The organism is Streptomyces sp. NPDC002076 (assembly GCF_053593835.1).
On sequence record NZ_JBSFDI010000017.1, the window covers coordinates 178,812 to 197,484 of the forward strand.

17 protein-coding genes, 7 tRNA genes and 1 pseudogene are annotated in these 18,673 nt (G+C 72.0%); 10 read left to right on the forward strand and 15 right to left on the reverse strand.

Features of this window, described 5'->3' with window-relative positions; all coding sequences use genetic code 11:
• Nucleotides 1-19: 19 nt before the first annotated feature.
• Entirely contained in the window at nucleotides 20-745 is a 726-nt protein-coding gene (locus ACWCQS_RS31510; RefSeq protein ID WP_451007599.1) for an exonuclease domain-containing protein, read from the forward strand.
• A 53-nt stretch (nucleotides 746-798) separates the two neighbouring features.
• Here ACWCQS_RS31510 and ACWCQS_RS31515 read toward each other — a convergent pair.
• From ACWCQS_RS31515 to ACWCQS_RS31535, 5 genes and pseudogenes are all read right to left on the reverse strand, one after another.
• Nucleotides 799-870 (reverse strand) — tRNA-Val (locus ACWCQS_RS31515).
• A gap of 39 nt (nucleotides 871-909) precedes the next feature.
• Nucleotides 910-3,483: pseudogene (locus tag ACWCQS_RS31520) on the reverse strand (extracellular solute-binding protein); the annotation flags it as partial.
• Between the two features lie 533 nt (nucleotides 3,484-4,016).
• The gene (locus ACWCQS_RS31525; protein ID WP_451007600.1) at nucleotides 4,017-5,000 is read right to left on the reverse strand and encodes an alpha/beta fold hydrolase; all 984 of its coding nucleotides are present in this window, start codon (nucleotides 4,998-5,000) and stop codon (nucleotides 4,017-4,019) included.
• Nucleotides 5,001-5,469: 469 nt separating this feature from the next.
• Nucleotides 5,470-5,541, reverse strand: a tRNA-Val gene (locus ACWCQS_RS31530).
• An 84-nt stretch (nucleotides 5,542-5,625) separates the two neighbouring features.
• Nucleotides 5,626-6,102 (reverse strand): TIGR02611 family protein, encoded by a 477-nt coding sequence (locus tag ACWCQS_RS31535; protein ID WP_451007601.1) that lies wholly within the window; start codon nucleotides 6,100-6,102, stop codon nucleotides 5,626-5,628.
• 191 nt (nucleotides 6,103-6,293) lie between these two features.
• Here ACWCQS_RS31535 and ACWCQS_RS31540 point away from each other — a divergent pair, with 191 nt between their 5' ends.
• Both ACWCQS_RS31540 and ACWCQS_RS31545 read left to right on the forward strand, forming a co-directional pair.
• Nucleotides 6,294-6,707 carry an SsgA family sporulation/cell division regulator gene (locus ACWCQS_RS31540; RefSeq protein WP_004002642.1) on the forward strand — a complete coding sequence of 138 codons (414 nt, stop codon included), beginning with the start codon at nucleotides 6,294-6,296 and terminating at the stop codon, nucleotides 6,705-6,707.
• Between the two features lie 304 nt (nucleotides 6,708-7,011).
• Nucleotides 7,012-7,572, forward strand: coding sequence for a CGNR zinc finger domain-containing protein (locus ACWCQS_RS31545; protein ID WP_451007602.1), 561 nt, complete (start codon nucleotides 7,012-7,014; stop codon nucleotides 7,570-7,572).
• Nucleotides 7,573-7,684: 112 nt separating this feature from the next.
• Here the strand turns inward: ACWCQS_RS31545 and ACWCQS_RS31550 are convergent, their stop codons facing one another.
• Nucleotides 7,685-7,852, reverse strand: coding sequence for a hypothetical protein (locus ACWCQS_RS31550; protein ID WP_450983273.1), 168 nt, complete (start codon nucleotides 7,850-7,852; stop codon nucleotides 7,685-7,687).
• Between the two features lie 108 nt (nucleotides 7,853-7,960).
• Nucleotides 7,961-8,404, reverse strand: a complete 444-nt coding sequence (locus ACWCQS_RS31555; protein WP_451007603.1) for a hypothetical protein — start codon at nucleotides 8,402-8,404, stop codon at nucleotides 7,961-7,963.
• A 259-nt stretch (nucleotides 8,405-8,663) separates the two neighbouring features.
• Between ACWCQS_RS31555 and ACWCQS_RS31560 the strand changes: the two genes are divergently transcribed.
• Entirely contained in the window at nucleotides 8,664-9,188 is a 525-nt protein-coding gene (locus ACWCQS_RS31560) for a DsbA family protein (protein ID WP_450983139.1), read from the forward strand.
• Between the two features lie 14 nt (nucleotides 9,189-9,202).
• Here the strand turns inward: ACWCQS_RS31560 and ACWCQS_RS31565 are convergent, their stop codons facing one another.
• The 3 genes from ACWCQS_RS31565 to ACWCQS_RS31575 all read right to left on the reverse strand — a co-directional run bounded on the left by ACWCQS_RS31565 (nucleotide 9,203) and on the right by ACWCQS_RS31575 (nucleotide 11,974).
• Complete coding sequence (locus ACWCQS_RS31565) at nucleotides 9,203-10,027, reverse strand: GNAT family N-acetyltransferase (RefSeq protein WP_451007604.1); 825 nt, start codon at nucleotides 10,025-10,027, stop codon at nucleotides 9,203-9,205.
• Nucleotides 10,028-10,100: 73 nt separating this feature from the next.
• Nucleotides 10,101-10,922, reverse strand: a complete 822-nt coding sequence (locus ACWCQS_RS31570) for an aminotransferase class IV (RefSeq protein ID WP_451007605.1) — start codon at nucleotides 10,920-10,922, stop codon at nucleotides 10,101-10,103.
• Nucleotides 10,919-11,974 (reverse strand): chorismate-binding protein, encoded by a 1,056-nt coding sequence (locus ACWCQS_RS31575; protein ID WP_451007606.1) that lies wholly within the window; start codon nucleotides 11,972-11,974, stop codon nucleotides 10,919-10,921. The genes ACWCQS_RS31570 and ACWCQS_RS31575 overlap by 4 nt, the downstream gene beginning before the upstream one ends.
• Before the next feature lie 178 nt (nucleotides 11,975-12,152).
• Between ACWCQS_RS31575 and ACWCQS_RS31580 the strand changes: the two genes are divergently transcribed.
• From ACWCQS_RS31580 to ACWCQS_RS31600, 5 genes are all read left to right on the forward strand, one after another.
• Nucleotides 12,153-12,225, forward strand: a tRNA-Gly gene (locus tag ACWCQS_RS31580).
• A 38-nt stretch (nucleotides 12,226-12,263) separates the two neighbouring features.
• Nucleotides 12,264-12,337 (forward strand) — tRNA-Cys (locus tag ACWCQS_RS31585).
• 1 nt (nucleotide 12,338) lies between these two features.
• A tRNA-Val gene (locus ACWCQS_RS31590) sits at nucleotides 12,339-12,410 on the forward strand.
• Nucleotides 12,411-12,457: 47 nt separating this feature from the next.
• Nucleotides 12,458-12,529: transfer RNA gene (locus tag ACWCQS_RS31595), tRNA-Val, on the forward strand.
• Between the two features lie 29 nt (nucleotides 12,530-12,558).
• Nucleotides 12,559-12,630, forward strand: a tRNA-Val gene (locus ACWCQS_RS31600).
• 47 nt (nucleotides 12,631-12,677) lie between these two features.
• On the opposite strand, the gene ACWCQS_RS31605 is transcribed toward ACWCQS_RS31600, so the two are convergent.
• The 3 genes from ACWCQS_RS31605 to ACWCQS_RS31615 all read right to left on the reverse strand — a co-directional run bounded on the left by ACWCQS_RS31605 (nucleotide 12,678) and on the right by ACWCQS_RS31615 (nucleotide 14,427).
• The gene (locus ACWCQS_RS31605) at nucleotides 12,678-12,965 is read right to left on the reverse strand and encodes a TFIIB-type zinc ribbon-containing protein (RefSeq protein ID WP_388626234.1); all 288 of its coding nucleotides are present in this window, start codon (nucleotides 12,963-12,965) and stop codon (nucleotides 12,678-12,680) included.
• 80 nt (nucleotides 12,966-13,045) lie between these two features.
• On the reverse strand, nucleotides 13,046-14,005 hold the full coding sequence (locus ACWCQS_RS31610) for a phosphotransferase family protein (protein ID WP_451007607.1): 960 nt from the start codon (nucleotides 14,003-14,005) through the stop codon (nucleotides 13,046-13,048).
• Nucleotides 14,006-14,250: 245 nt separating this feature from the next.
• Nucleotides 14,251-14,427, reverse strand: a complete 177-nt coding sequence (locus tag ACWCQS_RS31615) for a hypothetical protein (RefSeq protein WP_228618820.1) — start codon at nucleotides 14,425-14,427, stop codon at nucleotides 14,251-14,253.
• A 602-nt stretch (nucleotides 14,428-15,029) separates the two neighbouring features.
• On the opposite strand from ACWCQS_RS31615, the gene ACWCQS_RS31620 reads away from it, so the two are divergent.
• Nucleotides 15,030-16,442 (forward strand): protein kinase domain-containing protein, encoded by a 1,413-nt coding sequence (locus ACWCQS_RS31620; RefSeq protein WP_451007608.1) that lies wholly within the window; start codon nucleotides 15,030-15,032, stop codon nucleotides 16,440-16,442.
• 17 nt (nucleotides 16,443-16,459) lie between these two features.
• Here ACWCQS_RS31620 and ACWCQS_RS31625 read toward each other — a convergent pair whose 3' ends face one another.
• Nucleotides 16,460-17,278 (reverse strand): TrmH family RNA methyltransferase, encoded by an 819-nt coding sequence (locus ACWCQS_RS31625; RefSeq protein ID WP_451007609.1) that lies wholly within the window; start codon nucleotides 17,276-17,278, stop codon nucleotides 16,460-16,462.
• Between the two features lie 88 nt (nucleotides 17,279-17,366).
• Nucleotides 17,367-18,599 carry a uroporphyrinogen-III C-methyltransferase gene (gene cobA, locus ACWCQS_RS31630; RefSeq protein WP_451007610.1) on the reverse strand — a complete coding sequence of 411 codons (1,233 nt, stop codon included), beginning with the start codon at nucleotides 18,597-18,599 and terminating at the stop codon, nucleotides 17,367-17,369.
• Nucleotides 18,600-18,673 lie beyond the last annotated feature (74 nt).

Sequence of the window (18,673 nt, forward strand, 5' to 3'; positions counted from 1 at the left end):
AACGAGGAGTTGGGTTGGGATGACGTACTGGTACGAGGGGCCGCTGGCCGGCTTCGACACGGAGACGACGGGCGTGGACGTCGAGACCGACCGGATCGTGTCGGCCGCCGTCGTCGTCCAGGACGCGCCGGGCACCCGGCCCCGGGTCACCCGCTGGCTGGTGAACCCGGGTGTCCCGGTGCCCGAGGAGGCCACCGCCGTGCACGGGCTGACGGAGGAGCACCTGCAGCGCAACGGCCGCTGGCCGGCGCCGGTGATGTACGAGATAGCCGAGCATCTGGCGGAGCACGCGGCGATGGGCCGCCCGCTGGTGGTGATGAACGCGCCCTTCGATCTCACCCTGCTGGACCGGGAGTTGCGCCGGCACCGGGCGTCGTCGCTGGACCGCTGGTTCGAGGCGACCCCGCTGCACGTACTGGACCCGCGCGTGCTGGACAAGCACCTGGACCGCTACCGCAAGGGCCGCCGCACCCTGACCGACCTGTGCGCGCACTACGGCGTGACGCTGCAGGGTGCGCATGATGCTGGTGCGGACGCCCTGGCCGCGCTGGACGTCGTACGGGCCCTCGGCCGCCGTTTCGCGACCCGGCTGGAGCGTCTGACCCCCGCCGAGCTGCACACGCTCCAGACGGGCTGGCACGCGGCACAGGCCCGCGGGCTGCAGGCGTGGTTCGCGCGCAGCGGCTCGGAGGAGATCGTCAGCACGGACTGGCCGCTCAGGCCGGAGCTGCCGGCGGCGGCGTGAGCCCGCTCAGTACGCAGAAAGCCGGCCCACTGCTGCGGACCGGCCTCTCCGGGTGGGCGATACTGGGTTCGAACCAGTGACCTCTTCGGTGTGAACGAAGCGCTCTCCCACTGAGCTAATCGCCCGGGAACGCACTGAACAATACAGGTCTCGGCGCCGATCCTTCAAACCGCTTGGAGGCGGCGCAGCAGCCCGCGCCGTCCGGACCGCATCATCAGGCGGTGGTTGGCCCGGAAGACCGGGCGGCCGAGTACGGCGAACCGGCGCAGCAGCGGCTTGTGCACGTCCACTTCCTGGTCGTAGCGGGCCAGGGTCCCGGAGCCCTCCGCCGTGACCGTCCAGCGCGCCCAGCCCTCGATGTCGCCGGACAGGGTGACCTCCAGCACACCGGCGTCGGGGTCGCGGTGGGCCTGCCGCGCGGTGAAGGTCATGTCGTACGGCAGGAGGGAGCGGACGGTGATCACCCCGGTGTCGGCGTCCAGCCTGGTCACCGAGCGGACCTGCGGCCACCAGCCCGGATAGTCCTCGGGCCGCTCCAGCACCGCGTACACGGCGGCGGGCGGTGCGGGCAGGGACCACAGGCTGCGGAAGCGGTAGTGGGTCCAGTCCATGGGAGGAGTCTGCCCGGCGAGGCGGGAGATCTGAGTACGCGTACTCATGCGCCGCACCATGCGCCGGGCCAGACTCGGTGGGCGAGCGCCGCCGCCCGTGCGACGGCGCTCCCCCGACCTCGGCCAGGGCATCCTGTCCCCGAGCAGCGCCAGGTTCTCGATGGCCGCGAGGCCGTAGAGCGCGGTGTCGTTGCTGGACACCCAGCTCGCCTCGCTGCCCTCGACCAGGGTGACGGGGCCGGTCAGTCTCTCGGTCTTCCACGGCGAGGACCCGGTGTAGCCGTCCGAGCCGTAGAACTTGGTCCAGGCGCGCTTGGCGAGGGTGGCGTCACCGGTCTGTACGGCGGCGTAGGCGTCGAGGCGCGAGTGGCCCTGGAAGAGCAGCAGGGTGCCGAAGTCGGAGCCGTAACGGGCCTTCTGCTCGGCCTTGGTGGCGTTGAAGTAGCGGCGGTAGTCCAGGTAGACCTCCTTGAACTTCGGCATGCCGACGAGGTGGATCAGCTCGGCGCACAGCTCGCCCAGGCCGAAGACGGCCGAGAGGTGGGACACGGACACGACCGGCTTGTCGGCGACGGCGAACTCGCCGGTGTCGAGGTCGTACAGCCCGCTGCCCTGGACGAAGCCGTTGGGCTGGGCGGCGATGCCCTCCATCGTGGACAGCACACGCGCCTTGGCCTTCTCCCACTTGGGCCCCTTGCGCTCCCACTCGGTCAACCAGGCCGAGACCAGGCCGCTCCAGTCGGTGCCGAAGCCGATGGACAGGGCGTGCCGGTCGGGGGTGTAGGGGTCGGTGCGGACCTTGCGCTGGGGGTCGAGGACGAGGAAGGTCTCGTCGGAGTCGACGTTGGCGTGCATGACGTCGCCCACGCGTTCGTCGGCGGTGAGGAAGTAGTAGAAGCGGCGGTAGGTGGTGTTGGCGATGCGCTGCTGTTTGGCGCTGTCGCCGAAGTGCTGCACACCGTGCCGGGTGCCGAGGCCGGCCCACGTGCCGAGGTGGTAGACGTCGACCTCGCCGGTGTGCCGGGTGAGCGCCTCGGCGAAGCGGAAGAGGTCCGAACGGCCGCTTCTCAGGTATGCGTACCAGAGCCACAGGTCCGGTGAGAGCTCGGAGTTGTCCCAGGCGTAGCCGCCGACGTCGTACCGCCACTGGTGGCGCACGGTGTCGTAGGTGTGCATGAAGTCGCCGTAGTCCCAGAAGCCGTACCAACGGCGTTGCTCCACCTGGTCCTTGTAGTAGGTGAAGAGGAAGTCGAGGTGGTCCTCGATCTTCGCCTTGGCCTGGGTGGAGCGGTCCGGCTCGGAGTACAGGCCGGGGCCGAAGACCTTGGCCTTGATGAGCTGCCGGGGCGGGGCCGCGAGCTGGGGCAGCACGCGTACGGCCGCCACCTGCCAGGCGAGCGGGTCGGCGGAGGGGGTGGAGTCGTTGGCCCAGAAGAGGAGTTCGCAGGTGCGGGCGATCCCGTACGGGGTGCCGAACTCGGGCTCGTAGTCCTCGTAGGTGATGTTGAGGCCTTCTGCGGAGAGGGAGGACCTGGGCATGTCCTGCTGGACGACCTTCGGGTCGGTGACGATGCCCGCCTTGACGCGGTTGTAGCCGTCGGTCCACCACTCCGTCAGATCGGCCTTGTCGAAGCCGAGTCCGTCCTTGGAGAAGAACGCCTTGCCGTTCTGGCGGAGGTAGAGGTCGTACAGGTACATGATGGTGAAGTAGCCGGTGTCCCCGGGAACCTTCGTCCTGTCGTGGATCGTCTTCAGGGCCTTGAAGTAGTCGTCCCAGGTCCAGCCCGCGTGCGGCTCGACGCCCGCCGTCTGGAAGACCTTCTTGTCGACGACGAGCGCCATGGTGTTGGAGCCGACGGGAATTCCGAGTTGCTTTCCGTCGCCCTCGCCGACCTTCGTGACGCCTTCCCGGAAGTGATCCAGGGTCAGATTACCTGCCTGCACCTGGGACTTGAGGTCGAGGAGAATTCCCCGCTTGTCGTATTTCCGAAGAAAGGTGACGGCATTTTGGAAAACGTCCGGGGGATTTCCGCCGGCCGCCCGGGTCTGGAACTTCTCCCAGAAGGACGCGTACGTCTGGAAGTCCGTCTTGACCTTGATCTTCGGGTACTTCTTCTCGAAGAGCGCGATGGTCTGGTTGATCTTCTTGGCCCGCCCCTCGGCACCCCACCAGGAGTAACGGATCGTCACCGTCCCGTCCCCGGAACCGCTTCCGCCTCCGCACCCGGTCGTCGCGGCGAGCCCGAGCACGGCCGCCGAGGCTCCGGCCGCCTTCAGGACCGTACGCCTCTCAAGATTCCTGCTGGTCACGGAGGGGTCCGGGGTGCGTCAATGATTCGGACAGGATTTTCTTGCGGGCGGCGCCGGCGCGGGGGCGGTCCGCCGGTCGTTCGCGCAGGTGAGCGGGGCGTGGCTGACGGGCCGAACGAGGGGACGAGCAGGGCGAGGGGACGAGCCGGGCCAGCGGGGCGGCCGGGGGTGCGGCGGGATCGTGCGAGCCCGCTGGAGCTCCGGGAGCACGGTGCGGGGTGGCCGGGGGTCCGGCCGAAAGCCGGGGGGCGGCCGGATGTCGGGCGGAACGGGTGCGGGGCGACCGGACGTCGAACGACACGGTGCGAGCCCGCCGCAGCTCAGGCAGTTCGGTGCGGGGCGGCCCGAGCTCAGGTGGGCAGGGTGGTGAGCCAGTCGATCAGGATCCGGTTCGTCTCCTCCGGGCACTCCTGCTGGACGAAGTGGCCGCAGCCGTCGAGGACGTGTGAGCCGAGCAGGGCGGGCAATGTCTTCGGGTACGCCTCGACCGCGTCGGCCAGCCAGGCGAGCGAGGCGTCCAGGGCGCCGCCGATGAACAGCGAGGGCTGCGTGATCGGGGCGCCCTCGTGACCGGCCAGGTCCGCCCAGTCCCGGTCCATGTTCCGGTAACGGTTCAGCGCCCCGGTCATCCCGGTCCGCTCGAACTCACCGGCCAGGAAGTCGAGGTCACCCTCGCTCAGCCAGGCCGGCGGCGGGCCGGCGGGGAACCGTTCGCGCAGAGTGCCGCCGCGGCCGACGTAGTGCGGGTCGGGGGCGCCCGGCGCGGGCATGGTGCCGGCGGACAGGGCGGCGTAGAAGCCCGCGAGCCAGCCGCGCACGTCCGGCTCGATCTCCGCCTCGGCCCGGCCCGGCTGCTGGAAGTAGGACGCGTAGAACTCCTCGTCCGCGCCCATCCGCGCGAAGACCTCGCTGGGCCGCGGGCCACCGGGCGGGGTGTAGGGCACGCCGAGCAGAGCCACCGCCCGGAACACATCGGGCCTGGTCAGAGCGGAGGTGGCGGCGATCGTGGCGCCCCAGTCGTGCCCGACGACCACCGCGGTCTCCTCCCCCAGGGCCTCCACCACGGCGATGTTGTCCGCGACCAGGTCGAGCATCCGGCACGCGTCCACGGCCACCGGCTTGGACGAACGGCCGTAGCCCCGCACGTCGACGGCCACGGCGCGGTAACCAGCGGCGGCCAGGGCCGGCAACTGGTGCCGCCAGGAGTACCAGGACTCCGGGAACCCGTGCACCAGCAGCACGAGGGGGCCACTGCCCTGCTCCACGAGATGCACACGCCCGGCGGGGGACGGGATCAGCCGGTGGGTGGGAGTGGGGGCGGGGGGCTTCGGCATGGGGGCTCCCGGGGTGTTCTCGGGCGGCGTGGGTTCTGGGGGCGCGCCCGGCCTCTTGCGGGCGGTGCGGCGTCGGTTCTGTCGGTGCGCTGGGCCGTTCGGCTTGTCTGCCGGTCGGGCGGCGTACGGAGAGGGGCCGCGCGAGGCGGGCCTGGTGGTGGCGGACGGCGTGTGGATGCGGTGCGACGACGACCCGGCGGCCGTGCCGGGTCGATTGCGGTCGGTGCCGACGATGGTGCAGCGGGCGGACCAGAGGGCACGAGGGATGTTGCCGGTTCCGCAAAAAGGCGGACTGCTCGCGCGGCCTCGACACACGGAGGCTTGCGCTGCTCGCCCTCGGCATCCGCGCAGGACGCCTGGAGCCTCTGCTCGCTGCCGGAGTCGGCCGGCCGGGTTCCGTCGGCCCGGTTCGGAGGACGCAGACGCCGACGGCCCACCTGCTCTTTCGCAGGTGGGCCGTCGGTCCGGGTGGGCGATACTGGGTTCGAACCAGTGACCTCTTCGGTGTGAACGAAGCGCTCTCCCACTGAGCTAATCGCCCGGGCGCAGGAAGAACATTACCCCATGTCAGGGGGTGCTTCCGACCACGGGCCGGGGCGGTGGACGGCCGGGCGGCAAAGCCGCGTCACTGATTCTTGATCTTCCACGGCATGACGAGGCCGAACTTCCACGCGTAGATCCCGACCAGCACGGCCACGATCACCAGCCCGACCACGGTAAGCGTGATGTTGCGGCGGCGCACCTCGGGATCGAGGGCCCGCTGGGCGGCCTCGGTGACCTTGCGCTTGGTCCAGCGGAGCACGAGCTGTGCCCAGACGAACTCGGTCGCCCAGATCGCCATGCCGCCGAAGATCACCACCCAGCCGGGTCCCGGCAGCGGCAGCATGATGACGCCGGCGACGACGACCGCGAGGCCGACCACGAAGACGCCGACCTGCCAGCTCAGGTGCAGCAGCCGGCGGGCCTTGATGAATTCCGGCGCCCGGGAGCCCAGCCCGGTACCGGTCTCAGGTCCGGCGCTCCGCCCCGCTTCCTGCCGATCCGCCCTCTCCCTGTCCGCCGTCACGACGACCTCGCCCGGCTCGTCACTCCCCGTATTCATACAGACAAACCCTACCGGAGTGAATCCAGTCACCGGAATGGTCGTAGATCTCGTACGAGTTCTCGGCCGGAAGAGTTACGTAAAGACACGCAAAACCCTCAGAGGGGTTTACAACGGCATCGTAGGTGGCATGTCGATTTCGCCGACGTGCGAATCCCCGAGCGCACACTGAGCGAAAGGCCCTGGCGCTTATGAACACCACGGTCAGCTGCGAGCTGCACCTGCGCCTCGTTGTGTCGAGCGAGTCCTCCCTGCCTGTCCCCGCAGGCCTGCGGTACGACACGGCCGACCCCTACGCCGTGCACGCCACCTTCCACACCGGAGCCGAGGAGACCGTCGAGTGGGTGTTCGCCCGCGACCTCCTCGCCGAGGGGCTCCACCGGCCCACCGGAACCGGCGACGTCCGTGTCTGGCCGTCGCGGAGCCACGGTCAGGGCGTCGTGTGCATCGCCCTCAGCTCCCCGGAAGGGGAGGCCCTCCTCGAAGCCCCGGCGCGGGCCCTGGAGTCCTTCCTGAAGCGAACCGACGCCGCCGTGCCACCCGGCACGGAGCACCGGCACTTCGATCTGGATCAGGAGCTCTCGCACATCTTGGCGGAGAGCTAGGTCGCGGCCCCCGAAAGCAGCCCGGCGCCGTCCACTCGGGGAGACGGCTCGGGCCAAGACAACCGCATACGGCACAGCCCGGCGCCGTCACCGTGAGCGATTCACGCGTGACGGCGCCGGTCTGTACACCGGTGCCGGCACGGAAAGGATCGGCGCACGGTGCCGCGGGCGGGAACCAGCTCGGGCGCGGAGGCGTTCTACCGGCAATCGAGGTCGGCGGGGGCCGGTGCGGTGGGCTGGGTTGTCGCTACCATCGGCCAGCATCGGCGGGCGTCCGCCCGACCCTCAGGCCAGGGAGCGAAACGTGCTGATCACCCACGACACCCGGTGCGCCCTCGACACCGTGGTGGATCTGGTGAACACCGCGCCGGAGGACGACGCGGCGGCCGACGGACTGCCCGATGTCCCGGCTCTCGTGGATTTCGTACGAAACCACGAGATCAGCGACGTCGGTGTGCTGTCGGAGTTCGATCTCTCGGCGGTGCGCAGGGTCCGGGGGCGCTTTGCGGCGATCTTCGCCGCGTCGGACGAGCGTTCGGCCGCCGGGCTGATCAACGAGCTGGTCGCCGCGGCGGGCACCACCCCGCGTCTGACGGACCACGACGGCTACGACTGGCATGTGCACTACTTCGCACCCGGCGCCTCGGTGGCCGACCATCTCGCCGCCGACTGCGGGATGGCACTCGCCTTCTTCGTGGTGGCCGGGGAGCGGGAACGGCTGCGGCGCTGCGAGGCACCGGACTGCCGGCGCGCCTTCGTCGACCTCTCCCGCAACCGCTCGCGCCGCTACTGCGACAGCCGCACCTGCGGCAACCGACTGCACGTGGCCGCGTACCGGGCCCGCCGCAAGGAGGCGACGGGCTGACGAACGCCGGGCGGGGCGCCGTAGGGGTTCGTGTCGTGCGCCGCGTGCGGAGGATCCGGGGCTGAGGGCGACGTCGGTCCCGGCGGGTGGCGCCGGGACGGACGTGTACGGCTCACAGCAACAGCAGATCGTGCAGCGCAGCCATGAGGAGCAGACACCCGATCACCGCAAGGAAGATCATCAGCGGTGGCTGGGATAGGGCGAAGAGGCACCCGCGCGGCTCGTCCTTCGGCGGCGCGGCCTCGCTCTGTCTCGTGTCCAGCATCTCGCTGCCGATCATGGCGCAGGAGAGGCCCCGAGCGCGATCAACGTTCCCGCTATATCCGGGAGTTGCCGGATATAGCGCCGTCTCGTCCGACTTGCTTCCGGTTGTGAACGGTTCCTGACGTCATATGCCGTGCTTCTTGAGGATGGCCTCGATGTCGCTGAAGTCGTCGCCGGAGCCGGTGGCGCGCGGGGCGGTGGCGGAGCCGGTCGCGGGCCGGGTGCCCGGGCCCAGGGAAGGAGCGGACGCCCCGGGCGTCACGGCCTCGGAGCCGTCGCCGCGGGCCGCCTTGCGCTGGGCGCGGGTGCCGCCGCGCCGGCGTTCGACCGTCCGGGTGCCGGCGAACAGGAGCCAGGCCGCGCCCAGCACCCCGAAGCCCGCCCAGGCGGTGGGGCTGAAGGCGGTGTCCGCGAGCCAGCCGACGACCCCGGTCATCACCAGGCCGACCGGCACCAGCGAGTAGGCCGCGATGCGGGTCGCCGCGAGGAAACGCTTGCGGTAGGCCGTGACCACCGCGATGCCCAGGCCCGCCGCGGACACGGCGGAGCAGACGGTCTCGGCAATCATCCGGTCCTCCTGGCGGGCTCGGTCGGGTGCGGTGCAACGCTCGGCGGGCGGCACCAACGGCGCCCGCCTCCGTCCCCTCCATCCTGCACCGCCGCCTCCTCGCGATGCCATGCCCCGGCCGGACATCAGGGACATCTCCGGGTCGTCTCCTACTGGAGTGCCGGTGCGCTGCCGTACCCCCTGAACACCCTCTGACCGGGAATGGCCGCCGTACCGTCCCGATTGGGTCGCCCGCGTCCGGCCTGGAAGACTGGTCGGCATGAGCGACTCCTCCCCCGTACGCGCCGATGCCCTGATCCTCGACGTCTGGTGCGAACTGCAGTGCCCCGACTGCCGCACCGCCCTGGACGACGTCCGTGCCCTGCGCGCCCGCTACGGCGACCGGCTGGACCTGCGGCTGCGGCACTTCCCGCTGGAGAAGCACAAGCACTCCTTCGCCGCCGCGCAGGCCGCCGAGGAGGCGCTGGAGCAGGGCAAGGGCTGGCCGTACGTGGAGGCCGTGCTGGAGCGGGTCGAGGAGCTGGACCGCAAGGGGGAACCCTTCCTGGTCGAGGTGGCCCGTGAACTCGGCCTGGACGCCGAGGAGTTCGACACCGCGCTGATCGACGGCCGGCACATCCTGATCGTGGACGCCGACCAGGCCGAGGGCAAGGCGATCGGGGTGACCGGCACCCCGACGTACGTCATCGGCGACGAACGCCTCGACGGTGGCAAGAGCCAGGAGGGGCTGCGCGAGCGCATCGAGGAGATCGCCGACCGGCTGCTGGGCGAGCAGGGGGCCTGAGCCGGCGGGAGCCCCTACAGCAGGGGTTTGGAGAGGGCGTGGGTCGTCGTCTCGTAGCCGAGTGACTCGTACAGCCGCTCGGCCGGGGTGTTGCCCGCGAACACATTGAGGCCGAGGACCGGCCGGCCGGCCTCGATCGCCTGGCGCTCGGCCAGCAGCATGAGCGTACGGCCGTGCCCCCGGCCGCGGTGGGCCGCGTCGGTCTCGACGTCGAACACGAACGCCTTGTCGTCCCGCAGGGCCAACCACAGCGTGCCCACCCGGGCCCCTTCGTGCTCCAGGACGCTGAAGATCATGCCGTCGGTCGCGAGACCGTGCGGCAGCAGTGTCTCGTGGTCGCGGCGGGCCTTGGCGCGGGCCGTGGCCTCGGGGACGCCGCGCTCGATCCACATGCGGGCGTAGTGCTCGCTCTCGTACGCGTGCCACGCCTCGTACTCCGCCGCGGTCATGGGCCGCGCGCTGCTGCCCGGCGGCAGTTCGGGCGGGGTGACCCCGAGGCGCTTCTCCATGCCGCGGTTGCGCAAGGTGTAGCCGAGGGCGCCGAACAGGCGCAGGGCTATGGCGGCGGAGGCGGGGACGAGGGTCTCGATCTGCGTGCAGCCCCAGCCGCGCGCGACCTCCTCGGCGGCGAGCGCGGCCACCGTGCCCCGGCCGCGCCGCCGGTCGGCCTCGGCGATCCGCAGGTCGATCACGCGGGCCACCGAGGCGCCCAGCGACGGCGAGGTGCCGAGGTGGATCTCGCCGACGGGACGGCTGTTCACGCACACCTGATAGCGGCGGGATCGGGTGCCGTCGGGGTGCTGCTGCAGCGGCTCGACCGGCCGCAGGGTCGTGGTCATCCCTGGTGTTCTACCCGCAGCCGACCACCGAGTCAGCCCGTTTTTCCGCGCCGCCGTCGGCCCGTCCCGCGGCTCACGGGTCCAGGTCCTGCCCGGACCGCTCGTCGAAGATCCGCATGGCCTTGGCGGTCACCGGGCCCGGGGCGCCGGGCAGCTCGCGGTCGTCGACCCGGTGGACGGCCTGGACGTCGCGCAGGGTCGAGGTGAGGAAGACCTCGTCGGCGCTCCGCAGGACGTCCAGCGGCAGGTCGGTCTCCTTGGCGCCGGTCCACTCGACGGTCAGCGCGCGGGTGATGCCGGGGAGGCAGCCGGAGGCGACCGGCGGGGTGTGGATCTCGCCGTCGAGGACGACGAAGACGTTCGACCCGGTGCCCTCGCACAGCTGTCCGACCGTGTTGCCGAAGAGCGCCTCGGACGCGCCGTGTTCGTGGGCACGGGCCAGGGCGACGACGTTCTCGGCGTACGAGGTCGTCTTCAGGCCGGTGAGCGCGCCGCGTTCGTTGCGGGTCCAGGGGACGGTGATCACGGCGGTGGTGTCCGGGCGGCGGGTGGTGTCGCCGAGGGCGACCACGAGGGTCGGGCCGTGCTCGCCGCGGTCGGAGCCGAGCGGGCCGTGGCCGCCGGTGTAGGTGATCCGGAGCCGCCCGAGCGGCATCGGGTTCGCCTCCAGGACCGCCGCGCAGGCCTCGCGGACCTCGTCGTGGTCGGGGTCGGGCAGGCCGAGGCCCCGGGCCGAGCGGGTCAGCCGGTCCAGGTGCCGGGTGAGGGCGAACGGCCTGCCGTGGACCGCCTTCACCGTCTCGAAGATGCCGTCGCCGACGGTCAGCCCGTGGTCGAAGACGGAGACACGCGCGGATTCCAGGTCCCGCAGCCCGCCGTCCAGCCAGATCCTCATGCCAACACCCCTCCACTTGCCTCGTACGTCCCCGACGCTACCGTGAGCAGCCGGGATGCCTTCAGTTCGGTCTCCCGCCACTCCCCCTCGGGGTCCGAGCCCCAGGTGATGCCGGCGCCGGTGCCGAAGCGCAGCACGCCCTCGGCGCGGTCGATCCAGAAGGTGCGGATGCCGACGGCCAGCTCGCCGGTGCCCCGGTCGGCGTCGACCCAGCCGATGCCGCCGCAGTACGGCCCGCGCGGGGCCGTCTCCAGGGCCTCGATGATCCGCAGGGCGCTCGACTTGGGCGCGCCGGTGACCGAGCCGGGCGGGAAAGCGGCGGCCAGCAGGTCCGGCCAGCCGGCCCCGTCCCGCAGCTCGCCGCGGACCGTGGAGACGAGGTGGACCAGGCCCGGGTGCTTCTCCACGGCGCACAGCTCGGGGACGGTCACGCTGCCGGTCGCGCAGACACGCCCGATGTCGTTGCGGACCAGGTCCACGATCATCACGTTCTCGGCGTAGTCCTTCTCCAGCAGGTCCGCCTCCGTGCGTCCGGTGCCCTTGATGGGCCCCGACTCCACGACACGCCCGACCCGGCGCAGGAACAGCTCGGGCGAGGCGGTGGCGATCTCCACGCCGTGCTGCGGCAGCCGGATCGTCCCGGCGTACGGCGCCGGGTTGCCGCGGGCCAGCAGGGCGGTCAGGGCGTCCACGTCGGCGTCCGGAGCGACGGGCGCGGACAGCACCCGGCAGAGGTTGGCCTGGTAGACCTCGCCGGCCGCGATGTGCTCGCGTATCCGGCGGACGGCGGCCGTGTACGCGGCCCGGTCCAGGCTGGAGGTCCAGTCCTCCACCGCCGGACCCCGCCAGGCGTCCGGCACCGGGGCGGGCACCGACGCCGCGCGTACGTCCGCGAAGCGGGCGCAGGTCAGCCGCCCCTCGAAGTCCGCGCAGACGGCCCAGAAGCCGGTGGAGTCCAGGGCGGCGGGGTCGCTGGTCACGTCGAGGAGGCTGGTGGCGACGCGGTCGCCGAAACGGGCCAGGGGAGGGAGGCCGGAAGGGTGGTGCAGCACGTGGTCGAGTCTAGGTCGGGTGTCCGACAGGTGGCCCCGGGATGTCCCGGAGGCGGCTGTGACCACGGGGTGCGCCGGGGGCAGCGCAGCACGCTGCGCAAACGCGTTTTTGTACTGGCCCGGGAATCCGCTAGAGTTCAACACGTCGCCGGGACGCGCAAGCGGATCGAAACGACAAGCGGACGTAGCTCAGTTGGTAGAGCGCAACCTTGCCAAGGTTGAGGTCGCGAGTTCGAGCCTCGTCGTCCGCTCGAAGGAAGAAGGGGTCGTCCCGATCCCCTACACTCCTGGTGGAGTGGCCGAGAGGCGAGGCAACGGCCTGCAAAGCCGTCTACACGGGTTCAAATCCCGTCTCCACCTCCAAGGACGATTAGCTCAGCGGGAGAGCGCTTCCCTGACACGGAAGAGGTCACTGGTTCAATCCCAGTATCGTCCACTGGATCTTCTCGGAGGATCCACGGGTCTTCTCGAAGATCCTCGCCCGCGCGATTAGCTCAGCGGGAGAGCGCTTCCCTGACACGGAAGAGGTCACTGGTTCAATCCCAGTATCGCGCACTGTCTGTGACCCTCGGGTCACGGCCTGCGGACGATTAGCTCAGCGGGAGAGCGCTTCCCTGACACGGAAGAGGTCACTGGTTCAATCCCAGTATCGTCCACACACCAGGAAGCCCCCGGTCTCGCGACCGGGGGCTTCTTCGCGCGCTCAGCTGGAGAACAGCATGTGCGCCCAGCTCTTGTGATGACCGTGGTGTTCATGGTGCCCATGGTGGCCGTGGTGACCGCCGTGCGGGGCGCCCCAGGCGGGCGCGGGCGGCGCCGGGTACGCCTGCGGGGCGGGCGGGACGGGCTTGGACCACTGGGCCTCCAGCTGGGTCAGCGCCTCCAGCTCGCCGTAGTCGAGGAAGATGCCGCGGCAGCCGCTGCACTGCTCGATCTGGACGCCGCTGCGGTTGTAGGTGTGCATCGGCGCGTGGCACTTCGGACAATGCATGGTCGGCTCAACTCCTCGCCGGTCGGTCCTGCTTCGTGCTTCCCCAGGACAGACTCCGTCCCGCCCTGGCCGGTTGCAGCCTAGTCCGCGACTTCGGGCGCCAACTGGTGCGAAATCGGGGCCATTCGGGCACAGGCGTCGACGACTGCCCGTTCCACCTCGTCCAGCGGGCGGCCGGCCGCGAGCGCCTTGGCGACGGCGAGGGCGGCCGTCTGCACGGTCAGCGCGCGGGCCGGGACGTCGAGGGCGGGCCAGGGGTCGCCGGCGGCGGGTACGGCCGGGCCGCCGGCTCGCTGGTACGTGCCGAGGAAACGGGTCCACTCGTCGGGCGGGAGGAGCCCGCAGGCGTACCAGGCGGCGGGGCGGCCGAGGTCCCAGGCCGGGAGGCCGTGGCCCAGGTCGTCGACGTCGATCAGACGCCAGGGGCCGCCCGGTGCCGGGTGGCGGACGAGCTGGCCGAGGTGCAGGTCGCCGTGGCAGAGGGCGGACGGGCCGGGCATCGGGGCCTCGGCGCGGGCCCAGGCGGGGAGCCCCGCCCACGCGGCAAGGACGGGGCCGGCCGCCGGGTGGGGCTCGGCTCGCAGAGCCGTGCGCAGCCGGGCGACGGCACGGGCGGCCTTGACGGGGCCGCGCATCGGTGGCAGGCCGTCGGGCGGGGGCGTGCGGTGCAGGCGGGCGAGCAGGGCGGCGGTGGCCTCCCAGGGCGCCGCGTCCCGGTCGTCGGGGTCCACGGGAGCGCCGTACGGCCAGAAGGTCACCAGGCGATCCTGCACGGGGCTGGGGACCGGGGTGAGCGGCGCCAGGAGGACGTCCCGGAGGCGGGCGGCCGCGGCGAGGCGTCGAGTCAGCTCGGCGGGGTCCGTACCGGGGGCGTGGGCCTTCGCGACGGTGTGGGCATGCCGTACGACGGTGGTGTCGTGGCGGTCGGCGAGAGGGGCGCTGCCGCAGGCGCAGCGGGCGTCGCCGGTGCCGTTCGGGTGGGCTACGGCTCTGGCCTTCGCGGTGAGCGCGGGTATGAGGGCGGGGCTGTCTGCGGTCAACGGTGCCTCGGAAGGGTCGGCTGCGCGGCTGAGCGTACTGGCACCGGCCGGGGGGGCGCTCGCCCGCGCCGGCGGGGCGCCTCCCCCAGAGGGGCGATGCACCGCACTCCGCCCGAAAACGGCGCATGCCGGCGCAGCTCCCCAGCTGCGCCGGCATTTGTGCCGTCCGCCGCACCCCCGTCCCCACGGGGTTTCCTGGATGGATGTCCCCGCCCGGACCGCTCTTCCGGGCCTGGGGTCGCCGCTCAGCGCCCCAGCATCGCACCCACGGACGACGCCTGTGTGGCCACCGTCTCCCAGCCGTCGCAGACGAGCAGGAGCAGGGCCGCCAGGGGAAGGGCCATGAGCGTCGCCACCAGGGGGTGGCGGCGGCCCGTCCGGCGCGGTGCGAACGCCGGGCGTCGCGGTGCCGTGTGGGCCATGGTCCCTCTCCTGACCGTGTCGGTTGTCCTCGGCAGCGGCGGGTGTCTGACCTCGGGGGACGAGTGCTGCACCCGCCGCTTGACCTCAAATCTAGGCGCGGGGCGGCTGCCGGGCGTCATGCCCTCGTATCGATTGCCGGGCCTCCCCGAGGATGAGCCACAACTCGGGACGTACTCCCCTGGGTGGAGACGCGGGTCGGGGTCTCGGGGTCTTCCCGGAAGGGGTGCCCACTGTGTCCGGTCATTTCCGAAGCATCCGACGGACACAAGGAGTGACTTCGATCACTTCGGGCGGGTGCGGGACCTGCGTCGCCTCCGGTGCGTGGCCCGTCCCGCGCCCGGGTCCACGGCCGTTCCGCGGTGGGTGGCGGACGGCTGCCGGAACCCGCGCCGCCTGTCATGTCGCGACCTCAACACCCCGACGTCCAGGATCGGTTGGGGGTGGCGTCGGCTCAAGGACCCCATGCGGGCCTGCTTCCTGACCGCGTTTCATGTCGTACCGGCGGTCGGCTCAATCCGTCCGGCCCGGAGGGCGCGGCCTCTGCGCGCAGGCGGCCGTGGAAACGTAAGCTGTGCCACGTCACAGGGACCGGGCAGCGGGGATGAACATGGCGATGATGCGCCTGAGGCGCGAGGACCCGCGCGTCGTCGGCTCGTTCAGGCTTCACCGACGGCTCGGCGCGGGCGGGATGGGCGTGGTCTACCTCGGCTCCGACAAGAAGGGGCAGCGGGTCGCCCTGAAGGTGATCCGGCCCGATCTGGCGGAGGACCAGGAGTTCCGGTCGCGGTTCGCCCGTGAGGTCTCGGCGGCCCGGCGGATCAGGGGCGGCTGCACGGCCCGGCTGGTCGCCGCGGACCTGGAGGCCGAGCGGCCGTGGTTCGCCACGCAGTACGTACCCGGGCCCTCCCTGCACGACAAGGTCGCCGACGAGGGCCCGCTGAGCGCGGCCGACACCGCGGCGGTCGGTGCGGCGCTCTCCGAGGGCCTGGTCGCGGTGCACGAGGCCGGTGTCGTCCACCGGGACCTCAAGCCCTCCAACATCCTGCTGTCCCCGAAGGGGCCGCGGATCATCGACTTCGGCATCGCCTGGGCCACCGGCGCCTCCACGCTGACCCACGTCGGTACGGCGGTCGGCTCCCCCGGCTTCCTCGCGCCCGAGCAGGTGCGCGGCGCGGCCGTCACCCCGGCGACGGACGTCTTCTCCCTGGGGGCGACCCTCGCGTACGCCTCCACCGGCGACTCGCCCTTCGGGCACGGCAGTTCCGAGGTGATGCTGTACCGGGTGGTCCACGAGGAACCGCAGCTGCTCGGCGTACCGGACGCGCTCGCCCCGCTGGTGCGGGCCTGCCTGGCGAAGGACCCCGAGGACCGGCCCAGCACGCTGCAACTGTCGCTGCGGCTCAAGGAGATCGCCGCCCGCGAGGCGCAGGGCATGAACGACGTACGGCCGCCGGCGCCGCGCGCCGCGGAGGCGGACCGGCCCACCGGGCGGCTCGTCGACACCTACCCCGAGCAGCAGCGCACCCAGCGGCGCACCGCCCCCGGCACACCGGTGCCGCGCGGTGGTGCCCCCGCCCGGGGCGGCGCGCCGTCGCGCGGCGCAGCGCCCTCGCGCACCGGCAGCGGCCGGCGCGGCAACGGTACGGGTTCCACGGCACGGCCGGGCTCCGCGCGCTCGACCCCGGCGCCGCGCGGCTCCGGTGCACGCTCGGGCGGCGCGAACCGTCCCGCTGCCCGGGGTGGTTCCGGGCGGCCGGCGCAGCGTACGACGGGCACCAAACTGCGGCCCGCCAATCCCCGGCTGCTGCGCCAGCGGCTGTTCGTGTTCGTCGTGGTCACGTTGCTCGTGGCGCTCGGCATCGCGGTGGCGCAGGGCTGCCAGGGGCCGGCCCGCGGCCTCGGCGACGACGGCGGCCGGCGTCAGCGGCACGCACAGCCGAGCCGTCCGGCGGACGCCGGCCGGCCGGTGCCCGACCGGTACGGGCCGACGCCGAGCCAGGACATCGAGAGGTAACCGGCCGACCGGGGCGGTCAGGCCTCCGGGCGGCCGGTGGTCACCGCGTAGAAGGCGACCGCCGCGGCCGCGCCGACGTTGAGCGAGTCGACGCCGTGGGACATCGGGATGCGGACCCATTCGTCGGCGGCGACCAGGGCCTGGGTGGACAGTCCGTCGCCCTCGGCGCCGAGCATCAGGGCCACCCGGTCCATCCGGTGCGGGGCGGCCTCGTCCAGGCTGCGGGCCTTCTCGTCCGGAGTGAGCGCGAGCAGCGTGAAGCCGGCCTCGCGGACCGACTCCAGGCCCTTCGGCCAGGTCTCCAGCCGGGCGTACGGCACCGAGAACACCGCGCCCATGGAGACCTTCACGCTACGGCGGTACAGCGGGTCGGCGCAGTCGGGCGACAGCAGGACCGCGTCCATGCCGAGGGCGGCGGCCGAGCGGAAGATGGCGCCGATGTTGGTGTGGTCGTTGACCGATTCCATGACCACGACCCGGCGGGCGGAGCGCAGGAGCTCGCCGGCCGTGGGCAGCGGCTTGCGCTGCATGGAGGCGAGCGCGCCGCGGTGCACGTGGTAGCCGGTGACCTGCTCGGCGAGCTCGGGACTCACGGCGTAGACCGGGGCGGGGAGTTCGTCGATGACGTCGCGCATGACGTCGATCCACTTGGCCGAGAGCAGCATGGAGCGCATCTCGTAGCCCGTTTCCTTGGCCCTGCGGATGACTTTCTCGCCCTCGGCGATGAACAGGCCCTCGGCGGGCTCGCGCTTGCGGCGCAGCTCGACGTCGGTCAGGCCTGTGTAGTCGCGCAGGCGCGGGTCGTCGGGATCCTCGACGGTGATGAGATCGGCCACAGGGTGATACTGCCTTGTCCTGGGTGTGCTGCCAACGGCTGGGAACGGGTAGGTTACCCCGGGTTACGCGTGATCAAGCGGTAGATGATCAGGCGGCGGGCTCCGGGCCGACCGTCACGACCTCGCCGATGACGATGACCGCCGGTGGCTTCACTTCCTCGGTCCGTACTGTCTCGGCGACCGTGGCGAGGGTCGCGTCGACGCGGCGCTGCGCGGCCGTCGTACCCTCCTGCACCAGCGCGACCGGGGTGTCCGGGGACTTGCCGTGCGCGACCAGCGTCTCGGCGATCTTCCCGATCTTGTCGACGCCCATCAGGATCACGAGCGTGCCGGTGAGCTTCGCCAGCGACGGCCAGTCGACCAGCGAACGCTCGTCGTCCGGGGCGACATGGCCGCTGACGACCGTGAACTCGTGCGCCACGCCCCGGTGGGTGACCGGGATGCCGGCCGCGCCCGGCACGGAGATCGAGCTGGAGATGCCGGGGACCACGGTGCAGGGGATGCCGGCCTCGGCGAGCGCCTGGACCTCCTCCATGCCGCGGCCGAAGACGAACGGGTCGCCGCCCTTGAGCCGTACGACCGACTTGCCCTGCTTGGCGTGCTCGATGAGCGCGTTGTTGATGGCCTCCTGGGCCATGAACCGGCCGTACGGGATCTTCGCCGCGTCGATCACCTCGACGTGCGGCGGGAGTTCGTCGAGCAGGTCACGCGGGCCGAGCCGGTCGGCGATGACGACGTCCGCCTCGGCGAGCAGCCGGCGGCCGCGGACCGTGATCAGGTCCGGGTCGCCGGGGCCGCCGCCGACCAGGGCGACGCCGGGGGTGCGGGTGCGGTGATGGGGTGCGACGAGGGTGCCGTCGCGCAGGCCTTCGACGACCGCGTCCCGGATGGCGGCGGTGTGGCGGGGGTCGCGGCCGCGTGCGTCCGTGGTGAGTACGGCGACGGTGACGCCCTCGCTGTGACCGGTCGCCGGGGTCCAGGCGGTGGCCTGGTCGGCGTCGTCCGAGCGCACGCACCAGACGCGGTGGCGCTCGGCCTCGGCGGAGGCGGCGGTGTTGGTGTCGGGGTCGCTGGTGGCGATGAGGGCGTACCAGGCGTCGGCGAGGTCGCCGTCCTGGTACGGGCGCCTGATCCAGGTGAGCTCGCCCGCGTCCGCCATGGCCTCGACGGAGGGGGTCGCCTCGGGGGACACGACGACGATGTCCGCGCCGGCCGCGATGAGTGCGGGGAGGCGGCGCTGGACCACCGTGCCGGCGCCGAGGACGACCACGCGGCGGCCGGAGAGGCGGAGGCCTACGGGGTAGGCGGGGTGTTCGGCCATGGCGGTGGCTCCTCCGGTGGCTGGGCGGTGGCGCTGACGTGCGGATTTTATGTCGGCCGGGCTGAAGGCGGCTC